Below are 23510 nucleotides of genomic sequence, written 5' to 3' on the forward strand. Positions count from 1 at the left end.
CATCCCCTATTTTTTGCGACTGTTAGATGGTTTGGTTCTGATTTTAAACGAATGACCTTTTTTACCGTTCTTTCTACGATCTTGATTCTTATAACTCTGACGACGATTTTTCCCATCAGAATGTTTGCCACTGTGATGGTGCTTATCATTTTTATGTTCCTGTTTTGGGAGAAGTTCACTCAATGGAGCATCTTCTGGTTTAACGATCTCAAAGTCAACGGTCATCTGATCAACGTCGGCCGCAACACATTTAACCCGTAACGTTTGTCCAATCTTATAAGTTCTTCTGGTATTTCTACCAACAAGCGCCAAGTACTTTTCAACGTACTCATAGTAATCATCATTCATCTTGCTGATATGAATAAGACCTTCAACGGTGTTTGGAAGTTCAACGAACATTCCGAACTTCATCACTGAAGATACAACGGCATCGTATTCCTCACCAATATGTTGAGTCATGTACTCAGCCTTCATCATCGAATCAACGTCTCTTTCGGTGTCAACACCGCGACGCTCAGTTTCTGAACAGTGAACTGCAACTTCTCCAACTTGATCAGCATAGGTTTGCTTGGTAACATCATTAATCCCATTATCTTCATAATAATGAACTAAACGATGAACAAATAAATCAGGATAACGTCGAATTGGTGAAGTGAAATGGGTGTAGTATTTGGCACCTAATCCAAAGTGTCCAACACATTTATCACTATATTTGGCCTGTTGTAAACTTCTAAGCATCATTACTGATACCATTGTTTCTTCAGGAAGTCCGTGTACTTTACTTAAAATGTTCTGTAAAGTCTTGGGAGTTAAGTGATCTGGATCAGCCTTTACTTCAATTCCAAAGGCAGTTAGGAATTCAAAGAAGTCCTTAACTCGCGTTGGATCTGGCGTCTCATGGACACGATAAATGAACGGAACTTTAAGCCGATAGTAAGTTTCAGCAACAGTTTCGTTTGCAGCCAACATGAATGATTCAATCATTCGTTCAGCTAAACCTCTCGTTCTAAGTTTAATATCAACGGGTTTACCTTCTTTGTTCATGATAATTTCTGCTTCGTCATCATCAAAGTCGATCGCCCCACGACGCTTTCTTTGCTTGTATAAAATTCGGTGTAACTCAGCCATGGTTTCAAACATTGGTACTAAATCATGGTATTCTTCTCTCGTTTTCTTATCATGTGATTCAAGAATATTATTGACAGCTGTATATGTCATTCGAGCCTTCGACTTCATAACACTCGGATGAATCCGCTTTTTGACAACTTTTCCTTGCGGATTAATCTCCATATCACAACTTAAACACAACCGTAACTGTCCCTCGTTTAACGAACAAATCCCGTTTGATAGACGGCGAGGCAACATTGGAATAACTCGGTCGGTCAAATAAACTGAGGTTCCACGTTTATACGCCTCACGATCAAGTAGTGTTCCTTGTTTAACGTAGTGACTAACGTCAGCTATGTGAACCCCTAAATGATAATTGCCATTTGGTGATTTCCATGCCGTGACGGCATCATCCAAATCTTTGGATGATTCTCCATCAATGGTAACTAACGTCTGATCGGTAATATCTTCTCGTCCTTTGGTTTCTTCAGGCAAAACATGGTCTGGAATAGCATCTGCTTCTTCTAGAACATCTTCTGGAAATTGGGAAGGAACATCATGAGCATAGACAACCTGTAAAATATCAATTCCAGGGTCATCAACACTTCCAATTACTTGTTTCACAATTCCAACCATGTAATCCGGATGCTCGTTACTTGGATATTCCGTAATATCAGCAGTAACCACTTCTCCTGGAGTAGGATGAAGACCAGCATCTACCACGTAGAACTTGAATCCTGCTAATTTTTTGTCTTTTAAAACAACCTGACCAAGATAACCATGATCATCATCAGTCTTACGAAATTCACCAACCACATGAGTGTAATGATGTTCTAAAATACTAACCACTTTAGCTTGTGGTCCCCGATCAGAATTTTTCTCACCTGGCTTAGTAATCTGAATCTCAACCTTATCCAGGTTCATCGCATGCATCGTTTCATCAGGTGCGATAAAGGCATCAGGTAATTCATCATCATATCTAACAAAGCCAAATCCCTTTGGATTAGAGTGGAAAATCCCCTCTAGCTTCAACTCACTGGGATTAACCTTAAAATCACCGTTTTCAGTAACCACAACGGCACGGTCTCGTTCCAGTGAAGCGAGCTCTGAAACGATTAATTTGAAAGCTGATGATCCATGATAATTCAAATCATCAGCTAATTTTTCGACACTATAACTTTGATCAGGATGTGATTGTAACTCCTGCTCAATTTCATTTTTTAATTTATTATCTTGCAATATATTTTCCTCTACAATCCAATTGACTTATACGTCAATTATAAATCTCATTCTTTAATAAACGCTAGTAATCCGCTTTAAATGCAAAAACCCCCTGTTTAACAGGAGGTTTTTTATTAATGTGATGAAATCCACATTAGAATTAATGCGATACCAAAGAAAAAGATTCCTAGTACCACAGTCACTTTTTGCATAAATGCCTCAAAGCCCCTCGGCTTGGACTCAGAGGAAGAATCGTTTGCACCACCAGAGAGTGATGACATTGCATCATTATTTTTAGAAGGTTGCATTAAAACTGCACCAATAATGAGAATACTAACGATCCATAATAATATCATCAAAAGATTATTCAAAAAAATGCCTCCTACCCATCAGCTAAACAGGCTTATCAATACTTTAATTAGTTTAGCATAAACTAGGAGTTATTTCCAGTCCATCATTATTTCTCAGTTCGATTGGTTCTAATAAACAAAATCGAACTGAATAGCAAAATTACCATTCCAATCAGTGAAAGAAGTTTGCTGTTGCGTTCCCCGGTTTGAGGTAACCTTTTAGCATGTTGGCGATTCGTATGGGTTCTGTTTACCCCATGTTTACTTCTTCTCACGTGAACCGTTGCCATTGGATCGTGGTTCACATCTAGGTACGGAGCGTGATGAGTGAAATTACGTCGATTATACTTGCTCATTCCGTTTTCATTTGGCATTTGAACAGGATGACGCCCAGATCTTTTTTTCCCACGTAATAACACTGGATTCATCCCATTTTCAAGTACCTTCTTCGTGGGTTCATACTGATCTTTCTGCTTCTTACTACTCTGACTGATACGTTTTGCCATTGGCTCACTGTGATTCCCAGCTATCTTTTTATCTGGGGCGATTCTACCTGATTCATGAGGTCGTTTATCTGGCAGATCTTGAGAATGAGCGGTTTTTTTGGTCGGTTCAGCTGGTACGATTGGTTTACGATTATCAGCCGGTTCAACTGGACGATCGTGCTTATGATCATTGGATGGAACTGTTCCACCAGAATCTGGATGATCGTTACTTGGAATTGGTTTAATCGGAATGTGAGGTGACGGAATCGGCAAATCTTCGTCTTTATTGTAGTTAAAAACGACCACGTCACTTCCCACATAGATTGGTGAAATACTTTTATCTAAATGAAACCCAGGAATTAGTGGCGCCTTGATATCAGCTCGATTTTTGACGTTCACTCTGGCAATGTCAAAGGCATACGATGAATCCTTTTCTCCGTCCTTATTTACCCAATGTTTATGAGCAGTAATGGTGTATTCGCTTGCCCTCACATTTGAAGTGAAAATCTTCAGTGATAATCCAACTGTAATTGCAATTAATGCTAAAAATAATGAAAATTGTTTTGTAATATTCATGTTTCTCCTCCTCTTTCTGTGATTAAATACGAGGAAGGTTTACGAACTCACGAAATTTATGTAAAAAAAAACACCTTCATAACGAAGGTGTTTTTAAATCAATTATTTTTTGATGATTGCTTCTTTTGCTTCTGGACTCAAGTTGTAGAATGAGTTAATTCCCTTGTACACAGCAACTGATCCTAATTGATCTTCAATTCTCATCAATTGATTGTACTTAGCAATTCTTTCACCACGACTCATTGAACCAGTCTTAATTTGGCCAGTGTTTAAAGCAACAACTAAGTCTGAAATAGTGGTATCTTCAGTTTCACCAGAACGGTGAGAAATAATTGCAGTGTAACTAGCTTCCTTAGCCATGTTAACGGCATTAACAGTTTCAGTTAAAGTACCGATTTGGTTAAGTTTAATCAAGATTGAGTTAGCAACGTTCATCTTGATACCCTTTGACAAGTACTCAGTGTTAGTAACGAACAAATCATCACCAACGATTTGAACTTTCTTACCTAAACGCTTAGTAGCCATTTGCCAATCTTCCCATTCGTTTTCATCTAATGGGTCTTCGATTGAAATGATTGGGTATTTTTCAACGATGCTGTCAAGCAAAGTGATGAATTCATCAGCATTGTATGATTTACCGTCACCAACCAAGTTGTACTTCTTAGTGTCGGCATTGTAGAATTCTGAAGCGGCACAGTCAAAGGCAATTGAAATGTCCTTACCTGGCTTGTATCCAGCACGCTTGATTGCTTCAACTAAGATTTCAAATGGCTCTTCATTATTCTTCAAATCAGGTGCAAATCCACCTTCATCACCAACAGCAGTTGAGTATCCACGTTCTGCTAAGATTGCTTTCAAGTTATGGAATGTTTCTGATCCCATTCGAACAGCTTCTCTAAATGATTTTGCACCAATTGGCATAATCATGAATTCTTGGAAATCAACCTTGTTGTTAGCATGCTTACCACCATTGATAACGTTCATCATTGGAGTTGGAAGAACATGTGCATCGAAACCACCTAAGTAGTTATATAATGGAACGCCAAGTTCGTCAGCTGCAGCTCTAGCAGCAGCAATTGAAACGGCTAAGATTGCGTTAGCACCTAACTTAGCCTTATTTGGAGTGCCATCAAGTTTGATCATAGCTTGGTCAATACCTAATTGATCAGTTACATCGAAACCAACGATTTGTTTGGCAATAATGTTATTAACGTTGCTAACAGCTTTAGTAACACCCTTACCCATATATCTATTTTTGTCTCCGTCACGAAGTTCTACGGCTTCGTGTTCACCAGTTGAGGCACCAGATGGGACGATTCCACGGCCCATTGCACCGTCTTCTGTGTAAACTTCAGCTTCAACAGTTGGATTTCCACGTGAATCCAATACTTCGCGAGCATAAATATCAGAAATAATTGACATGTTATCTCTCCTTAGTGAATTTGTTACCTATATTTAAAGGTCAACTTAATTCTATTAGTTTAGGCTTTAACTTGCAATCATAATAACTAATTATTTTGCAAATCTTGGTAATTCGCAAGCTCCAAAAATTCCTTTGGTTCAAGACTACTTTTACCGGCTAAAATCCCGTCAATATCAATTTGTTTCATAAGCGAGATGATGTTATTTGGGTCCACACTTCCACCATATAAGATTCGAATCTGGTTAGCAATATCATCCGAGTAAATGTCAGCTAAAGTTTGTCTAATTAGGTAACATCCCTCTTCCGCTTCGGTAGTTGAAGCACTATGACCGGTCCCGATTGCCCAACTTGGTTCATAGGCAATAACGACCTTTAAAGCGTCCTTTTCAGAAACACTCTTTAAACCAGCGGTAACCTGGTTAACTACCCAGTGGATTCGATCACCAGTCTCAAGTCGTCCCATCGTTTCATCACAACATAATATCGGTTTCATATTGTTATTTAAAACCGCATGAACCTTCTTATTAATGATGTCATTAGTCTCGTTAAAGTAACGACGTCTTTCAGAATGACCAACGATCACGTACGGGATTCCCATCTGACTGAGAGCTTTAGGACTAACTTCTCCAGTATAAGCACCCTCATTTTTGTAAAAGCAATTTTCAGCTGTTACGTGCAATGGACTCGATCCGTTGGCTTTAAGCATTGATTCAAGAAATAACGGTGAAGCTGCAAGAGCTGTTTCAACGTTTTTAGGATCTGGTATTTTATCTTTGATATCAATCACAAATTGAACTGCTTCATCTAAAGACAAGTTCATTTTCCAGTTCCCACCAATAAAGGGAATACGCATGATACTTCTCCTCTCATAATTCATCTTTACCTACATTTTAGCCGAAAGAGAAGCAATAAGCTAGAAAATTGATACAAACAAAAAAGTCACCGATTAAATCGGTGACTTTTAAATTACTTTTTATCAGAAATTGATGCAATCCCTGGAAGAGTCTTACCTTCAAGATATTCAAGCGAAGCTCCCCCACCAGTTGAGATATGGGTAAGCTTATCAGCTACACCCAATTCCTTAACAGCAGCAGTTGAGTCTCCACCACCAACGATGGTAGTAGCATCAGTTAATGTACCCAAGAATTTACCAATTGCCAAGGTTCCCTTAGCAAACTTAGGAAATTCAAAGACACCCATTGGTCCGTTCCAAACAACGGTCTTGGCGTCCCTTAAAACGTCTTCGAATAATTTAATACTCTTAGGACCAATGTCAAGACCCATCATGCCGTCTGGAATTCCACCATCAACGACTTCAGCCTTTGCATCATTTGAAAACTTGTCGGCTACCACTGAGTCAACAGGTAAGACGATCTTGTCGCCACCTTTTTTAAGGATATCTTTAGCAACATCAATCTTATCTTTTTCAACAAGTGAATTACCAACTGGGATTCCCTTAGCGGCATAGAATGTATAGGTCATTCCACCACCGATAATAATCTTATCAGCCTTGTCCAACAAGTGATCGATCACACCAATTTTGTCGGAAACTTTAGCACCACCAAGAATTGCGATAAATGGATGCTTTGGATTATCAACAGCGTTACCTAAAAACTTAATTTCTTTTTCCATCAAGTATCCGGCAGCAACTGGCTTACCAGCCTTTTCCATTGCTTTAGCGATCCCAACGTTTGAAGCATGTTCTCTATGAGCAGTTCCAAACGCATCATTAATGAATTCATCACCAAGTGAAGCCCAGTATTCCCCTAACTTAGGGTCATTACCAGATTCACGTTTAACATTCTTACCATTAACAACATCTTCATAACGAGTATTTTGTACCAAAAGGACTTGGCCATCAGACATGTTGTCAATTGCCTCTTCAAGCTGCGGACCTTCAGTAACAGGAACAAATGTAACTGGTTTGCCAAGCAATTCAGCTAATTTTTCTGCAACTGGGCGAAGTGATAAACCGGGTTTATCATCTTCTGTTTTAATTCTGCCTAAATGAGAGAATAAGATTGCTTTACCACCATGATCAATTACGTACTTGATTGTTGGAAGAGCAGCAACGATTCTGTTGTCATCACCAATTTTACCGTCCTTAATTGGAACGTTAAAATCAACACGCATCAGAACTTTTTTACCTTGAACATCTAAATCATCAACGATTACTTTTGCCATCGTGATTGCCTCCAGTGTTAGTTATATTTTATAAAGGAAAAGACGGAAGAGATTTCCCTCCTCCGCCTTTTCAAAGTTGCAATCTAAAATTATAGAGTAGCAAATTTCAACAAGGTACGAACCATGTTGCAAGTGAAGCCCCATTCGTTATCGTACCAAGCAACAGTCTTAACTAATTGAGTGTCACCACTTTGGGTGATTTCAGTTTGACCTGGATCAAATACTGATCCGTGTGAGTCATCGATAACGTCGGTTGAAACCATGTAGTCATCAGCGTAACCAAAGGCATCGTTTGCATGACTCTTCATAGCATCGTTAACTTCTTCAGCAGTAACGTTCTTGTCTAAGACAGCTACTAATTCAGTTAATGAACCATCAGCTACGGCAACACGTTGTGCGTGACCTTTAAGGACACCATCAAGTTCTGGAATAACCAAACCGATAGCTTTAGCAGCACCACTTGAGTGAGGTACAGTGTTAATAGCTGCGGCACGGTTGTTTTGTAACTTAGCGCTACGTGGACCATCTTGAAGTGCTTGTGAAGCAGTGTAAGCATGGACAGTAGTCATAGTACCTAACTTAACGCCGAAGTCTTTGTTCAACCAGTAAGCCATAGGTGCTAAACAACTAGTGGTACATGAACCAGCAGAAACGATCTTGTCTTCTGAAGTCAAATCATCCATGTTAACACCAGGAACAACAGTAGTCATTTGACCAGCAGGTGCTGAAATCAAGACACGCTTTGCACCAGCGTCAAGGTGAGCTTGTGCTTTTTCTTTTGATGTGTAGAAACCGGTACATTCAAGTACGAAGTCAACACCATCATTTTTAACCCAAGGAATGTTCTTTGCGTCACGTTCTGCATAAACTGGGATACGAGTACCATTAACGATAATTGCATCTTCAGTAGCTGAAACGTCACCGTCAAAGCGACCATGAACTGAGTCATATTTTAATAGGTAAGCTAACATTGAAGGGGTAGTTAAATCATTAATTGCTACAACTTCGATATCACTTGAATTCAATTCAAGGATACGTCTGAATGCTAGACGACCAATTCTTCCGAAACCATTAAGACCAATTTTTGTAGTCATAATATGCTTCCTCCTTTTGGAATAATCAAATTTTAATACATTCACATCTTAACACTTTTGCCAAATCATGTCAGTGATTAAAAACACCAAATGACAAGCCACAAGCGATAAAATTGTGACAATGAATTCGAAATTCATTACCAGAAATAGTATAGCAAAAACAAACCCCATTTGTAATTAAAAACCATTATTATCTTGAGTTTTTTCCTCTAATCTACTATATTTAATATTGTGTTGCGCGTGTAGTGTAATGGATAGCACGTAAGATTCCGGTTCTTGAGATGACGGTTCGATTCCGTCCATGCGCATAAAGCAGTGAGAGAGTCTCGCTCACTGCTTTTAATTTCTTTCAATTGACCATTACCGTTATAATAGAGGTTAAGTCGAACTGTAGGAACTTATATATGAAATTAAACGCAAACCTTAAAAAATATCGAAAACAAAATCAATTAACTCAAGCAGAAGTTGCCAATAAAATTAACGTTTCAAGAAAAACCATTTCAGCGTGGGAAAATGGTAGAAGTAAACCTGATCAAAATGCGATAAGCAACCTTGCTACCCTTTATCAAGTTCCAGTCAGTAACCTGATCGGTAACAAACCTGAAAATAGCCACAAACCAAAATTAAGTTTTAGACAAAAGATGATCCGTATAAAACGGTATGGTTATATCTCAAAGTATGCTTACTTTTTTGAGCTGGTCTTACTCGTAATTGGGATAATATTATTTATTGTGCCCTTTAATTTACGTGACCTTTGGTTAATCCCCCTCTTCGTGATTGACATTTGCATCATTATTCTCTATGAGAAGAACTGGAAAACCATTACACAAGACAAACCTTTAATGAAAAAGGTCGAGATTTTATCTCCGATATTATGGGTAGTAATCTTTATAATTGGTTGTGTTATCAATCTTGATGCCATGCTTAGTCATGATTTAATGATGAAAGTCGGAACCATTATTGGTATAATTATGTTTTCATTTACATTAAGTATTGGCTTGATTCTTGGAATCTTGTTTCCGTTAAAGCGGATGACGGTTAAACGTTCGTCTAAAAATTAATTAGACAGTTCCGGCTAACCAGGGCTGTTCTGTAAGCAATGTAACCCATAATGTAACCGTTAAATAGACAAATTTATTAATATTTTATTGAGACTAGCCATACATAGCTAGCCTTTTGTGTGCGAACAACTTAAGATAGTTAATGGAGTTTGGTTAGCAGAAATAATCAATTTAATAAGCAATTGAAAAGGAGAGGATACTATGTGTGGATTTACTGGTTATATTAACCAAAATAATATCCCGAAGGATACTATCAAAAGCATGGCTAAAAGAATTAAACACCGTGGACCAGATGATGATGGTTTCTTCCAAAATGATGAAATCTCAATGGGTTTTCGTCGTTTATCAATCATTGACTTAGCCAATGGTCATCAACCAATGTTTGGTGATAATGATACCGACGTTTTAACCTTTAATGGTGAGATTTATAATTATAAAGATTTACAAAAAGAATTAATTGCAGTAGGTCAAAAATTTGATACTGACTGTGATTCAGAAGTTTTAATTCGCGGATACGAAGCATGGGGTCCGAAAAAATTACTTTCAAAGCTTCGCGGAATGTTTGCATTTACAATCTACGATTCAAAGAAACACCAGGTCTTCGGAGCTCGAGACCACTTTGGTATCAAACCACTCTACTACTATGATGATGGAACGAACTTCATGTGGGGATCCGAAATCAAGGCCTTTTTGGCAAACCCTAATTTTAAAAAGGAACTGAATACCAAATTATTACCAGTTCACTTAAGTTTTGAATTCATCCCATCAGCAGAAACAATGTTTAAAAACGTTTATAAGGTGATGCCAGGACAGTATTTCATCTATAAAGATGGTAAGACTACCACTGACACGTACTACAAGTACAACTACGATCACATTGATAATTCGCAAACCATTGATGGGGACGCTAAAAAGATCGAAGGATTAGTTGATGACAGTGTTAAGGCACACATGGCGTCTGACGTTCCTTTGGGTAGTTTTCTCTCAAGCGGTGTCGATTCCAGTTATGTGCTCAATGAAGCCGCTAAGATTAAACCCATGCAATCATTTTCACTTGGGTTTAACGGTTCTAAATACAGTGAATTAAAATGGTCAACTAAGTTTGCAAAAGAAATTGGACAAAAGAACACGGCCACCACAATTGATGGTGAGGATTACTTCGATTTCCTTCCTACTATGATGTACTACATGGACGAACCACTGTCTAATCCTTCTGCTCCACAACTTTACTACCTGTCACATAGTACTAGAAAAGACCTAATTGTTTCATTATCCGGTGAAGGTGCTGATGAATTCTTTGGCGGATACAATACGTACCTTGAAGCTTTTACCTTTGAGAAGTACCAAAAGATGGTACCAAAGTTTGTTAGAACCGCTCTCGGTAAAATCGCCTCATCACTCCCACGTTTTCACGGTCGTCGTTTCTTAATTCGTGGTGCTCAACCGTTGTATGAACGATACTATCGGGTTAACTACGTGTTTGACGAGCACGATCGTGAGCGCGTCTTAAAAGATAAATCACTTAACTTTGATACTGGTCAATACACCAAACACATTTTTGATGAAGTAGCCGGTAAGGATGAAGTAACGCAGGAACAGTACTTTGACATTAACACCTGGTTACCCTTTGATATCCTGCAAAAGGCTGACCGGATGAGCATGGCTAACAGTCTTGAAGTTCGAACTCCACTAGTTGACAAAGACGTAGCAGAATTCGCCAAAACGATGCCAACTAAGACCCGAATTTCATTTGATAAGGACGGCAATCCAATCACTAAAGTGGCCTTTCGAAAAGCGGCTTCCTCGCAAGTACCAAAGGTCGTTGCCGACAAAGAAAAACTAGGTTTCCCATCCCCAATCGCACAATGGATCAAAGAACCCAAATACCATGATAAAATCGAAATAGCATTTCATTCCGATATTGCCCAAAAGTTCTTTAATGTGGATGAATTAGACCGCATCCTGAAAGAACACATGGAAGGTAAATCCAGCATGCAAAAGATCTTTACCATCTACACTTTCATTCTTTGGTATGGTGTTTACTTCCCAGAAGACACCAAGATGAACTACAATAAAGAAGTTGATTTACACAAATACTCACGTGAATCAATTGCATAATTATCATCAAGCAAAGTTTTTGACCTTTATTGACCTTTAATGTAGAATGATTTCTATAACTTGATATAATTTGAAATTATCAAAGGAGGAGTATGGATATGAATTTAGTTCCAACTGTCATCGAAAACTCACCACAAGGTGAACGTGCATATGACATTTACTCACGTCTTCTAAAAGACCGAATCATTATGTTATCCGGTGAAATCCAGGATGATATGGCTAACGCAATTATTGCTCAACTATTGTTCTTGGATGCTCAAGACTCTGACAAAGATATCTACTTGTACATCAACTCACCAGGTGGTGTTATCACTTCTGGAATGGCAATCTACGATACGATGAACTTCATCCACGCCGATGTTCAAACCATCGTAATGGGGATGGCAGCATCAATGGCCAGTGTCTTGGCTTCATCTGGTGCCAAGGGGAAGCGCTTTGCATTGCCACATGCTCAAATCATGATTCACCAACCATCTGGTGGTGCTCAAGGTCAACAAACTGAAATCGAAATCGCCGCAAAAGAAATTTTGCGTGCTCGTAAGATGATTAATGAATTACTTGCCGAAAATTCCGGTCAACCCCTTGAAAGAGTTAACCGTGATACTGAACGAGACAATTATCTTACTGCTGACGAAGCAGTCGATTACGGTTTGATTGATGGTATCATGAAAAACAGTTCTGACAAAAAATAATTAGTTTCTGTTTATAACAAAAGCAGCAATTAGAATTATTCTAATTGCTGCTTTTTTGTTCGTTTCATTAGGCATTATCGGAACGTAATTGAGTTGCAAACTCATTAATCTTGCGTAACCGATGATTCACGCCGGACTTAGAAATCGGTCCTCCTGGAACCAAATCACCTAACTCCTTTAAACTCACTTCTTGATGCTTCATGCGAACCTCGGCAACGTCTCGAAGCTTTGGTGGCAACTTTTTAAGCCCCACGGTTTCCTTTATAAACTGAATGTTTTCAATTTGCTTAGTTGATGCGTTGGCTACCTTATTCATATTGGCATTTTCACAGTTTACAAGTCGGTTAACGGAATTCCTCATGTCTCTAACAATTCGAATGTCCTCAAATTTTAACATAGAATTAGTGGCCCCAATTAGTTGCAGAAAATCCGCAATCTTTTCAGCTTCTTTCAGGTACGCAATACACCCGCTTCGTCTCGTGGTAGTTTTAGCGCCCAAATGATAACGATTCATCATCTCCGCAATCATTTCGTTATGATTCTCATACGTTGAATAAATTTCAAGGTGATACCGAGATGTTTCTGGATTATTAACGGATCCCCCCGCTAGGAATGCACCACGTAAGTAAGAACGAACCTGCCCATCATCTTTAAGTAACTCTAATGGCACTCGTTCAATAATCTTGTTTCCATCCAAAATGCCCAAATCATCCAAGATTGCTCTTACATGATGATTCAAACGCACCACGTATAGATTGTTCTTTTTTAGTTTCATCTTTTTTCGAACCAGAACTTCTCCTTCAACGTGATAAAACTGAAGTAAAAGTTGATACAGTCGTCTAGCAATTGCTGGATTTTCGGACTGAACATCTAACACCAGGTGTTTTTCGGATATTTTAAGTGTTCCATTCATTCGAATCAATGCCATCAGTTCCGCTTTTGCGTTAGCTCGATGGACTTCTAGGTTAGTTAATTCTTTTTTGACGTCACTAGCATATGACATCTAATCATCCCCTAATGGCGAATTTTAGGTTGCCCTAATAAACGAATAAGTTCGTCGGACACTAATAGTCCATTATGAAAAGCTCCGTGGTCTCTTAATTCAAGAAAATCAGAAGAGATTACCCGACAACCTTGTTTCTTTAAACCCTTAAAATCAGATTTCACTGGTTGAGCTTCATCACCCCAGCGTTGATGATCAATGTAACTCGCTGGAACTTTTTTATTGTTAACCAAAACGGTATCGATAAAATTAGTTTTCAAATGATGATTTAAAACCCGGACATGATCAGCATCAGTGAAATTATCGGTTTCACCCTTCTGAGTCATGATATTACAAATATAAACAACTTCCGCGTCGGTCTCAGTAACCGCTTTGCCAACATTATCAACCATCAGGTTGGGTAAGATACTGGTAAACAAGCTTCCCGGTCCCAAAACAATTTGGTCAGCGTTCATGATCGCATTGATCACACTTGGAACTGCCTCTGGCTTCTTATTGCCATCAGTAGATTCAACCCACACTTTTTTAATCATTTTGTCAGAATTGGTAATTTCAGATTCTCCAGACATGGTCGTCCCGTCGGAAAACTCAGCATGTAGTTCTAAACTTTCATCACACACCGGATACACATGCCCGTCGACCTTCATAATGTCGGTCAACTTTTGGATGGCATCAAAAAAGCCGCCACTCATTTCAGAAAGCGCCGCAATTACTAAATTGCCAATGGCATGCCCAGCAAGAAACTTGTCGGAAGATTCAAAGCGATACTGAAAGATATCCAAATCAATCTGAGGCAACGTCGAAAGTGCCACTATAACATTGCGAATATCTCCCGGTGGCAAAACATTAATGTAGTTTCTAAGGATCCCTGATGACCCCCCATCATCAGCCACCGTGACAACGGCGGTAATATCAACATCACGCTTTTTCAAACTTTTTAAAATTACAGGTAAACCGGTTCCTCCTCCAATTACAACCATTTTAGGACGTCCGATTCTTTTACCTACTTTATCAATCATTTATTTAACCCCTTTGTGACGGTTAATGTCTCTATGGGTAACATTAACTGGATATCCAAGTTGATCCTTGATATCCTTAGCCAATCGTTCAACCATTGCAACCGAACGATGTTGACCGCCAGTACAACCGATTGCCATGGTGACAGTCGATTTTCCTTCTTTTTTAAATTTAGGTAACGTAAATTTAACGAGGTCAAAGACTTTTTCATAAAATTCATTAGCTTCATCTTGGTTCATAACGTAGTCATAAACATCTTGATCTTTTCCAGTCTTACTTCTTAACTTAACCACATAAAATGGATTCTTTAAAAAACGCACATCCAAAATAATGTCAGCATCGATTGGAAGCCCATATTTAAATCCAAATGACATTAATTCAACGTGAAATGGCTCTGAATGAGAGAGCTTAAACTTATGAATGATTTCCTCACGTAATTCCTGTGGGGTCAAATCACTTGTATTAATAACAAGATCAGCAGAGTCTTTGACCCTTTTCATTAATTTTCGTTCTTTTTCAATTCCGTCAACTACCCGCCCTTTTCGTGCTAAGGGATGGGTTCTCCGGCTTTCTTTATATCGAGACACTAATTTTTCGTCAGAGGCATCGAGAAAAATCACCTGATCCTCAGTGTCTTTGTCGTTAGACATATTAACCAAAGTATCAACAATTTCGTGGTATGAGGCTGGGGCCCTTAAATCAATTACTAAAGCAACCTTCTTAATTTCACTAGAAGTGTGAACCAATTCCATGAACTTCGGAATTAAAGAAGGTGGGATATTATCAACGCAAAAGTACCCTAAATCTTCACATGTTTGCATGGCCAGTGTCTTACCTGCTCCACTCATGCCCGTGATAATCACAAATTGTTCGTTATCTGCCATTTTGATGCCTCCAAACTCTTATAAGTATAACATACCGGGTGTGTCATTTATATAGTCTCAGGATGATTCAAAAAAGAGAGTTAATGAATACTCATTAAACTCCCTTTTGTTTCTCAATGTATTGATTAACTGTATCTGGTTGAACCCCAGGAAAAGCATCCTCAAGGCTCTGATTTTCATACTCTTTTTTTAGTTGCTCACCGCGCTGAATTCCAAAATTCATTAATGAGCGATTCTCAGCATATTTCATTAGTTTTGCGGATGGTGTCAAGTTTGGATTATCAACTTTATTTCTAGCGGCCTCATTAGCTTGAACTAGCTCTGGTTTTAAATCATTAGGAGCATGTTCAATTAATTCATCAAGCTGATCCAAGACCCGATAAGTCTTACTCTGTAAAGATGGTGGTAACGGAGCAGTTGGATGTTGTAAAGCGACCCGATTATTTTGATCTTTTGCTTCATTTAAACTTTCGTCAGTCCATTTCTGAGGATTAACAATCCCGTCAACTATTATAAGATGGATGAAATTTAAAGTTTTTAAATTAATCTCTAAAAAGTCAAATGGATCAAGATCAAGGGTCCGAAGTTCAAGATAGTCGAATCCCTCTTCCTTAACAGAATTAATCCCATCTTTAGCCTTCAAGCGCACCGGACCATAAAACTCACTCTCGGAAAATAATTTGTGGGAATTAACCTCATGCTGCAAGTTGTTTACGTATTGACTCAAACTAGCGTAAGAAACATGGATATTATCCAAGTTTTCGTATCCGTATTGACTGGAACGTAAAGAACGGACTGGGACAATCCTTTTTTCAGCACCGAATAAGTGATCTTCTGGATTTTCTGATAGCGGGCTGGCCCCAAAAAGGTACGTTAAAAGCCAACGATATCCTACCAATTGTTGAGCAATTTGAAACAATAGCTCTGACTGTGCCCCTTTCCGACTATCAATGGAATAATTTCGTTGAAAAATCTCAATAATTTGAGCACTGGGTGAATAGTTAAAATGAATACCACACATGATTTGACGAAAAATTCCGTAGCGTCTCACGAGCCATTTGCGATAATCATCCATCCAAAAACGCTTAAACGTCTTTCTTACAAAATTAACATCATCTTCATCAAGTTTGGGTGGCATCGACATCGGCCAAATAATCTCACTTGGTTCTAGTGTTCCATGAAGAATAGACTGAAGTGATCGCATTTGTAGGAGCACTCCTTTGGTGGTCGTGTGTTTATCCGTTACCAATTCTTCCATACACTCAGCAAAGTCAGTCTGAAAGTGGGTTTTCCCTCGTCGATCACCTAATTCACGTCTGTGAGCGTAGCGAGAGAGACTGTCATGATTCAGATCAACCCGTTCCTCCTCGATCTCGATGCCAAACGAACCAGCAAAAAGTTCGTTTGATGAGTTAACAAATTTTGCTTTGCTTCCCATTTTCATCCCTCCAAACCTGTTGATAATTTCACGAGTAGTTGATAGGTGAAATTTCCAATAGTTTACACCGCTCACGTGACACGTCAATAGGATTTACTAAACTAATTTCATTTCCGTCACGATTACTACTTTTGCCATCCATAAAATTTGAAACTTGAATAAATAAAAATACATTTCGACTGCAAAAGGATCACTTTTGTGGCAAAATGAAACTGTATATATTAGGAGGGAATTGAGATCATGATTGAAAAATATTTAATTGGAACTTACACCATTAATGCTAGCCAGGGTATCTACCAAATCGAGTTAGATACCGACCAAAAAAGATTACAAAACACTCAATTAGTAGCCGAGATTGGGAGTCCTACATATCTTGCCGAGTCAAAAGCCCACAAGATCTACGCCGTTGATCGTAATATGGACGAACCAGAACTCCGTGGTGGAGTAGCAACTTTCGATGGTAAAACCATCCCAGCTAAAGAAATGCAGGAATGCATCGAAAAGGGTACTTCAGCCGCCTTTGTTTCCATTGACGAAAGACGCCAATTTGTCTTTACCGCCAACTACCACATGGGACACGCCAGCGTTTACAAAATCCAAAAAGATGGCACTTTAAAGCTTACCGATCGTGCCCAAGATAATGGAATTCCTGGGCCACTTCCTGAACAAGCTGATGGACCACACCCTCATTATGCTAACCTAACTCCTGATAATCGACTGGTAGTGTGTGACCTTGGTCTTGACCGCGTCTACCTCTATGACGTTTCTGATCAAGGTAAATTAAACTTAGTCAGCGAAGTCAATGCTCACCCTGGCTTTGGACCACGAAACATTACTTTTGTTCCAGGAACTGGCAAGGGTTACCTTGTTGGTGAACTAAGCAGTAAAGTTGCTGTGATTGACTACAACGAAGAGGCTGGATTATTCACGGTTCAACAAATTGTTTCAACCATTCCTGACGATTGGGAAAGTCACAACGGTGCTGCTGGAATCAAAGTTTCAAAGGACAACCGCTTTGTCTATGTCTCAAACCGTGGTAACGATTCAATTGCGGTCTTTAAGATTAAACCAAATGGTGATTTAAAACGAATTCAATTGATTTCAAGTGAAGGTGAGTTCCCTCGCGACTTTAACTTTAGTGCCGATGAATCAATGTTTATCGTTGCTAACCAAAACAGTGACAATGCTACTCTTTACTCACGAGACGCCGATACCGGAAAATTAACTTTGATTCAAAAAGATTTCGAAGTTCCTGAAGGTACCTGTGTGGTTCGACGTGAAAACGTTGACTAATAATTTGTCATTAAAAAACAATTTATTAATTTATGAAGTGCTCTGTAATTGTTAGACATTAATAGGCTCCAAAATGGTTAGGCAAAAACTAACTGATTTGGAGCCTTTTATTATGACTAAATATTCTTTTAACATTAAAGCAAACATTTCAAGAATATGGTAAATGGTTTAATACCAAACACATTTCCGGTAAGAAAAAAAGACTCACACAGATTAAATATCGGTATGAATCCCTAAAAGTATGGATTTATAAAAAGGCTAACACCCAAAATGGATGTTAGCCTTTAAACTTATTAATCTCGCTTAATCTTTAAATCACAAACTTACTTGGTTTCTTTTTTGTCTTTAAACCATTTCCCTAAGCCAAAGAAGCTGAGAAGTGACAGAAGCATGGTTCCGATCAGGCTTAAGAAGCTATCAGAACTTTGACCAGTTTGTGGTAACGTCGTCTTCTTTTCAGACTTTTTAGCTGGCTTAGCTGCTGGAGCTTGCTTTGCTTTGGGCTTAGCTGGTTGAGCCGGTGCTTTAGCAGGAGTTTGTGGGGCCTGCTTAGCCTTCGGAGCCTCCGGTTGTGCGGCCGGAACTTCCTTTGGTGCACTTGGCTTAGTTGGTTCTGGTTGTTCCGGTTGTGCTGAAGGTTTCTCTGGTTTGTTTGGAGTTACCGGAGTTGATGGTTCAGCATTCTTCACATAATGAATTGGGGTATCTTTCCCTAAATCATTGTGATCGATCGGATATGGTGTGCCAGGGACCAACTTGTTCCCGTTCTTATCAACCGGAGTGTATCCAGGAATGTCAGGGATAAGTGGATTACCGGCATCACTTGGGTTGTTGGGATCATTTGGATAAACGATCGGGTTACTGCCCGGAACATCAGGAACTAAGTGACCTAAGGCGTAGTAGACAACGGTTACTTCAGAGTCGTTAGAATCAGCGTTAACCGTTGCTTGTCCAACTGAAGCAGTGTTGGTGTAGTAACCATTGATAACTGGCGAGTTAACCCCACTCAAGACGTCACTCTTAGTCGTCCATGCACTGTAAGTTACCTGACCAGTAACTTGATCAAACGTTGCCGTTCTAGTAAAGGTCGTTGATTGAACCACATCATCAGCTAACTTGTTCCCATTCTTATCAACGTAGTGAATGGTTCTAGTAACGTTCTTAGTTAGGTCGGACTTGCTGGTTCCGTCAGGATACTTCGGTCCCGTTGGATTGTTTGGATCCACTGGTTGTCCTGGAGTTCCTGGATTGTCTGGCGTAACTTCCTTACTCTTGTGTTTGAGCACAACCGTAAAGGTTGGACCATCAGTGTTGAAAGTAAAGCCATCCGCAGGGTATCCGTCGGATACTAATTCATATCCTTGCGCTTCTAACTTAACGATTTCATCTTTTGTACTGTAATCAGCCTTGCTACCAAACTTACCGTTAACGGTGTCATTGTGAATAACCGCATTGCCGTTATCCTGGTCAACGTAGTTAATGTGAACAACTTCATCGTTGGCGTTGTAGGTAACCGTGACACTTGAATCTGGCGTGTCAGCCGTGGCAGTTTCTGAACCAACCGTTGCCTTATCAGGGGTGTATCCGGTAATTGTTGGTGAAATAATTGAACCAAAGACAGCGTTCGTTGAAGTCCAGTTACTGTAAGTTACCTTGCCAGTAACCTCATCGAAGGTTGCGGTTCTGTTGAACGTAACCGTTTCAATGCGGTCTTCTGAAGCCTTGCTACCATCAGCGTAAACGTAGTGAACCGTTCTCGTAATGGTCTTGGTCAAGTCATTCTTGCTGGTTCCATCAGGATACTTTGGTCCAGTTGGGTTGTTTGGATCAACTGGTTGACCAGGGTTTCCTGGATTATCTGGAGTAACTTCCTTGGTCTTGTGTTTCAAAACAACCTTGAAAGTTGGGTTATCAGTATTGAAGGTGTAGCCATCACCTGGGAATCCGTCAGATACAAGTTCATATCCTTGGGCTTCTAGTTTAGCGATTTCATCTTTCGTACTGTAGTCCGACTTAGAACCGAATTTTCCGTTCAAGCCATCAGTCTTAATAACCTTGTTACCATCGTCTTGGTCGATGTACTCAACTTGAGCCTTTTCATCGTTGGCATTGTAGGTAACGGTAACACTAGAATTCGTTGCGTCAGGTCCAATTGTTTCTGAACCAACACTTGTCTTATCTGGTGTGTAACCAGTAATGGCTGGTGAATCAATTTGTCCAAAGACGGCATTCGTTGAAGTCCAGTTACTGTAAGTTACCTTACCAGTAACTTCATCAAAGGTGGCCGTTCTTGTAAACGTAACCGTTTCAACTTTATCATCAGAAGCCTTGCTACCGTCAGCATAAACATAGTGAACCGTTCTCGTAATGTTCTTAGTTAGATCATTTACACCAGTTCCGTCTGGATAATGAGGTCCGTCTGGATTGTTTGGATCCACTGGTTGACCTGGAGTTCCTGGATTGTCCGGTGTAACCGTCTTGGTCTTGTGTTTCAAGACAACGGTAAAGGTTGGATTGTCCGTGTTGAAAGTAAAACCATCAGCGGGGTATCCGTCGGATACTAATTCGTAGCCCTGAGCTTCTAACTTGGCAATCTCATCTTTAGTACTGTAGTTAGCCTTGGTACCGAACTTACCGTTTAGGTCATCAAAATGAATAACATTGTTATTATCATCTTGGTCAACGTAGTTAACTAACGCCTTTTGTTCGTTGGCATTGTACGTAACGGTAATAGTTCCGTCCGGTGTGTCAGCAGTGGCAGTTTCGGAACCAACACTTGCTTTATCTGGGGTGTATCCAGTAATTGCTGGTGAATCAATTGAGCTAAAGACGGCATTCTTAGTAGTCCAGTCACCGTAGCTGATGATCTTACCAGTAACTTGGTCGAAGGTTGCCGTTCTTGTGAACGTAACCGTTTCAACTTTATCATCGGAAGCTTTACTACCGTCAGCGTAGACGTAGTGCACCGTTCTCGTAATGTTCTTAGTCAGGTCAGTTTCACTAGTTCCATCAGGATATTTTGGTCCCGTTGGGTTATTTGGATCAACTGGTTGTCCTGGAGTTCCTGGGTTGTCCGGCGTAACCGTCTTGGTCTTATGCTTAAAGATAACTTTGAAAGTTGGGTTGTCGGTATTAAATTCATACCCATTTGGATAACCGTCAGTGACTAATTCGTAACCTTGAGCTTCTAGTTTAGCGATTTCATCTTTCGTACTGTAGTCTGACTTAGAACCAAATTTACCAGTTAAGTTATCAGTCTTAATAACCCTATTGCCATCATCTTGGTCAATGTATTGAACACGAGCCTGTTCATCGTTAGCAGTGTAGGTAACCGTATCAGTTGAATTCTCTGAATTAGGGGAAGTGGTGAGTGAACCAACCGTTGCTTTATCAGGAGTGTATCCTGTAATTTCAGGAGAATTAATTGAACCAAAGACCGCATTCTTAGTAGTCCAGTCACCATAACTAATGATCTTGCCAGTTACTTGATCGAAGGTTGCAGTCCGAGTGTAGGTAACGGTCTCAACTTGATCATCAGCGGCCTTACTACCGTCAGCGTAGACGTAGTGCACCGTTCTTGTAATGTTCTTAGTCAGATCATTTACGCCAGTTCCATCAGGATACTTTGGTCCCGTTGGGTTATTTGGATCAACTGGTTGACCTGGTTGTCCCGGATTATCTGGCGTAACCGTCTTAGTCTTATGCTTCAAAACAACGGTAAAGGTTGGATTGTCAGTGTTGAAAGTAAAGCCATCAGCCGGGTATCCGTCGGATACCAACTCGTAGCCCTTAGCTTCTAAAGTGGCAATTTCATTTTTGGTTGAGTAACCAGATTTACTACCAAACTTACCAGTTAAGTCATCAGTATGAAGAACGGCATCACCGTTATCTTCGTCAACATAGTTAACTACTGCTTTTTGTTCGTTTGCATTGTACGTAACGGTAACACTTCCGTCAGGTGTATCAGCAGTGGCAGTTTCAGAACTAACACTGGTCTTATCAGGGGTGTAACCAGTAATGGCTGGAGAATCAACTTGTCCAAAGACGGAGTTAGTTGAAGTCCAGTTACTGTAAGTTAACTTGCCAGTTACTTCGTCAAAGGTTGCCGTTCTGGTGAAAGTAACGGTTTCTACTTGATCATCAGCTGCTTTACTACCATCAGCGTAAACGTAGTGGATAGTTCTCGTAATTGACTTGGTTAAGTTATCTTTACTAGTTCCATCAGGATATTTTGGTCCCGTTGGGTTATTTGGATCAATTGGTTCACCTGGGTTTCCTGGGTTGTCAGGGGTAACCGTCTTCATCTTGTGTTTCAAGACAACCTTGAAGGTTGGGTTATCGGTATTAAATTCATACCCATTTGGATAACCATCAGTGACTAATTCGTAACCTTGGGCCTCTAAGCTAGCAATTTCGTTCTTTGTACTGTAATCAGACTTAGAACCAAACTTACCGGTTAAATTGTCAGTCTTGATAACCCTATTACCATCATCTTGGTCAATGTACTGAACGTGAGCTTGCTCATCGTTAGCAGTGTAGGTAACCGTATCAGTTGAATTCTCTGAATTAGGGGAAGTGGTGAGTGAACCAACAGTTGCTTTATCAGGAGTATATCCCGTAATTTCAGGAGAATCAATTGAGCTAAAGACCGCATTCTTAGTAGTCCAGTCGCCGTAACTGATAATCTTGCCAGTTACTTGATCGAAGGTGGCAGTTCGAGTGTAGGTAACGGTCTCAACTTGATCGTTAGCGGCCTTACTACCGTCAGCATAGACGTAGTGCACCGTTCTCGTAATGTTCTTAGTCAAGTCATTTACACCAGTTCCGTCTGGGTACTTTGGTCCCGTTGGGTTATCTGGATCAACTGGTTGTCCCGGTTGGCCAGGGTTATCCGGTGTAACCGTCTTGGTCTTGTGCTTAAAGATAACCTTGAAAGTTGGATTATCGGTATTAAATTCGTACCCATTTGGATAGCCGTCAGTGACTAATTCGTAGCCTTGAGCCTCTAGCTTAGCGATTTCACCCTTGGTTGAGTAATCTGACTTAGAACCAAACTTACCAGTTAGATTGTCAGTGGTAATAACTCGGTTATTGTCATCTTGGTCAATGTACTGAACGTGAGCTTGCTCATCGTTAGCAGTGTAGGTGACTTTAACGTCTGAATTTTTCGTATCAGCAGTGGCAGTTTCGGAACCAACGGTTGCTTGATCAGGGGTATAACCGGTAATGGCTGGTGAATCAACCGAACTAAAGACATCATCGTCAGATGTCCAAGCACCATAAGTTATCTCACCAGTTACTTCATCAAAGGTGGCAGTTCTGTTGAACGTAACCGTTTCTACTTGGTCATCTGCGGCTTTACTGCCGTCGGCGTAAACGTAGTGAATGGTTCTCGTAATGGACTTAGTCAAGTTGTCCTTGCTTGTTCCGTCAGGATACTTCGGTCCCGTTGGGTTGTTAGGATCCACTGGTTGACCTGGTTGTCCTGGGTTATCTGGCGTAACTTCCTTGGTCTTGTGCTTTAAGACAACTTGGAAGGTGGGATTATTGTCGCCAAACTTGTA

General features: G+C 39.9%; 16 protein-coding genes and 1 tRNA gene. 5 read left to right on the forward strand and 12 right to left on the reverse strand.

Annotated features, from left to right (window positions below; genetic code table 11):
• Positions 1 to 6: 6 nt before the first annotated feature.
• The 7 genes from rnr to gap all read right to left on the reverse strand — a co-directional run bounded on the left by rnr (position 7) and on the right by gap (position 8440).
• The gene (rnr, locus tag AC6UC9_RS05550; protein WP_500701370.1) at positions 7 to 2346 is read right to left on the reverse strand and encodes a ribonuclease R; all 2340 of its coding nucleotides are present in this window, start codon (positions 2344 to 2346) and stop codon (positions 7 to 9) included.
• Between the two features lie 116 nt (positions 2347 to 2462).
• Complete coding sequence (secG, locus tag AC6UC9_RS05555) at positions 2463 to 2699, reverse strand: preprotein translocase subunit SecG (RefSeq protein ID WP_500694299.1); 237 nt, start codon at positions 2697 to 2699, stop codon at positions 2463 to 2465.
• An 86-nt stretch (positions 2700 to 2785) separates the two neighbouring features.
• Positions 2786 to 3739 carry an LPXTG cell wall anchor domain-containing protein gene (locus tag AC6UC9_RS05560; protein WP_500701371.1) on the reverse strand — a complete coding sequence of 318 codons (954 nt, stop codon included), beginning with the start codon at positions 3737 to 3739 and terminating at the stop codon, positions 2786 to 2788.
• A gap of 102 nt (positions 3740 to 3841) precedes the next feature.
• Positions 3842 to 5161: a phosphopyruvate hydratase gene (gene eno, locus AC6UC9_RS05565; RefSeq protein ID WP_500694297.1), complete on the reverse strand. Its 1320-nt coding sequence runs from the start codon at positions 5159 to 5161 to the stop codon at positions 3842 to 3844.
• 86 nt (positions 5162 to 5247) lie between these two features.
• Positions 5248 to 6015, reverse strand: coding sequence for a triose-phosphate isomerase (tpiA, locus tag AC6UC9_RS05570; protein WP_500701372.1), 768 nt, complete (start codon positions 6013 to 6015; stop codon positions 5248 to 5250).
• 113 nt (positions 6016 to 6128) lie between these two features.
• Complete coding sequence (locus AC6UC9_RS05575; protein ID WP_500701373.1) at positions 6129 to 7346, reverse strand: phosphoglycerate kinase; 1218 nt, start codon at positions 7344 to 7346, stop codon at positions 6129 to 6131.
• An 89-nt stretch (positions 7347 to 7435) separates the two neighbouring features.
• On the reverse strand, positions 7436 to 8440 hold the full coding sequence (gene gap, locus AC6UC9_RS05580) for a type I glyceraldehyde-3-phosphate dehydrogenase (protein ID WP_500696018.1): 1005 nt from the start codon (positions 8438 to 8440) through the stop codon (positions 7436 to 7438).
• A 236-nt stretch (positions 8441 to 8676) separates the two neighbouring features.
• On the opposite strand from gap, the gene AC6UC9_RS05585 reads away from it, so the two are divergent.
• From AC6UC9_RS05585 to clpP, 4 genes are all read left to right on the forward strand, one after another.
• Positions 8677 to 8748 (forward strand) — tRNA-Arg (locus tag AC6UC9_RS05585).
• A 96-nt stretch (positions 8749 to 8844) separates the two neighbouring features.
• Entirely contained in the window at positions 8845 to 9501 is a 657-nt protein-coding gene (locus tag AC6UC9_RS05590) for a helix-turn-helix domain-containing protein (protein ID WP_500701374.1), read from the forward strand.
• A 201-nt stretch (positions 9502 to 9702) separates the two neighbouring features.
• A complete protein-coding gene (asnB, locus tag AC6UC9_RS05595) occupies positions 9703 to 11619 on the forward strand; it encodes an asparagine synthase (glutamine-hydrolyzing) (RefSeq protein WP_500701375.1) in 1917 nt (638 codons plus the stop codon).
• 98 nt (positions 11620 to 11717) lie between these two features.
• The gene (gene clpP, locus AC6UC9_RS05600; RefSeq protein WP_500694292.1) at positions 11718 to 12311 is read left to right on the forward strand and encodes an ATP-dependent Clp endopeptidase proteolytic subunit ClpP; all 594 of its coding nucleotides are present in this window, start codon (positions 11718 to 11720) and stop codon (positions 12309 to 12311) included.
• 67 nt (positions 12312 to 12378) lie between these two features.
• On the opposite strand, the gene whiA is transcribed toward clpP, so the two are convergent.
• From whiA to AC6UC9_RS05620, 4 genes are all read right to left on the reverse strand, one after another.
• Positions 12379 to 13314 (reverse strand): DNA-binding protein WhiA, encoded by a 936-nt coding sequence (gene whiA, locus AC6UC9_RS05605; RefSeq protein ID WP_500696826.1) that lies wholly within the window; start codon positions 13312 to 13314, stop codon positions 12379 to 12381.
• 11 nt (positions 13315 to 13325) lie between these two features.
• The gene (gene mgfK, locus AC6UC9_RS05610) at positions 13326 to 14333 is read right to left on the reverse strand and encodes a gluconeogenesis morphogenetic factor MgfK (RefSeq protein ID WP_500701376.1); all 1008 of its coding nucleotides are present in this window, start codon (positions 14331 to 14333) and stop codon (positions 13326 to 13328) included.
• The gene (gene rapZ / locus AC6UC9_RS05615; RefSeq protein WP_500694289.1) at positions 14334 to 15215 is read right to left on the reverse strand and encodes an RNase adapter RapZ; all 882 of its coding nucleotides are present in this window, start codon (positions 15213 to 15215) and stop codon (positions 14334 to 14336) included.
• A gap of 94 nt (positions 15216 to 15309) precedes the next feature.
• Positions 15310 to 16653, reverse strand: coding sequence for a glutamate--cysteine ligase (locus tag AC6UC9_RS05620; protein WP_500701377.1), 1344 nt, complete (start codon positions 16651 to 16653; stop codon positions 15310 to 15312).
• Positions 16654 to 16893: 240 nt separating this feature from the next.
• On the opposite strand from AC6UC9_RS05620, the gene AC6UC9_RS05625 reads away from it, so the two are divergent.
• Positions 16894 to 17946, forward strand: coding sequence for a lactonase family protein (locus tag AC6UC9_RS05625; protein ID WP_500701378.1), 1053 nt, complete (start codon positions 16894 to 16896; stop codon positions 17944 to 17946).
• A gap of 323 nt (positions 17947 to 18269) precedes the next feature.
• Here the strand turns inward: AC6UC9_RS05625 and AC6UC9_RS05630 are convergent.
• Positions 18270 to 23510, reverse strand: a 5241-nt coding sequence (locus AC6UC9_RS05630) for a mucin-binding protein (protein ID WP_500701379.1), incomplete at its 5' end; no start/stop codon positions are given.

This window comes from Fructilactobacillus sp. X7R4C1 (genome assembly GCF_059901115.1).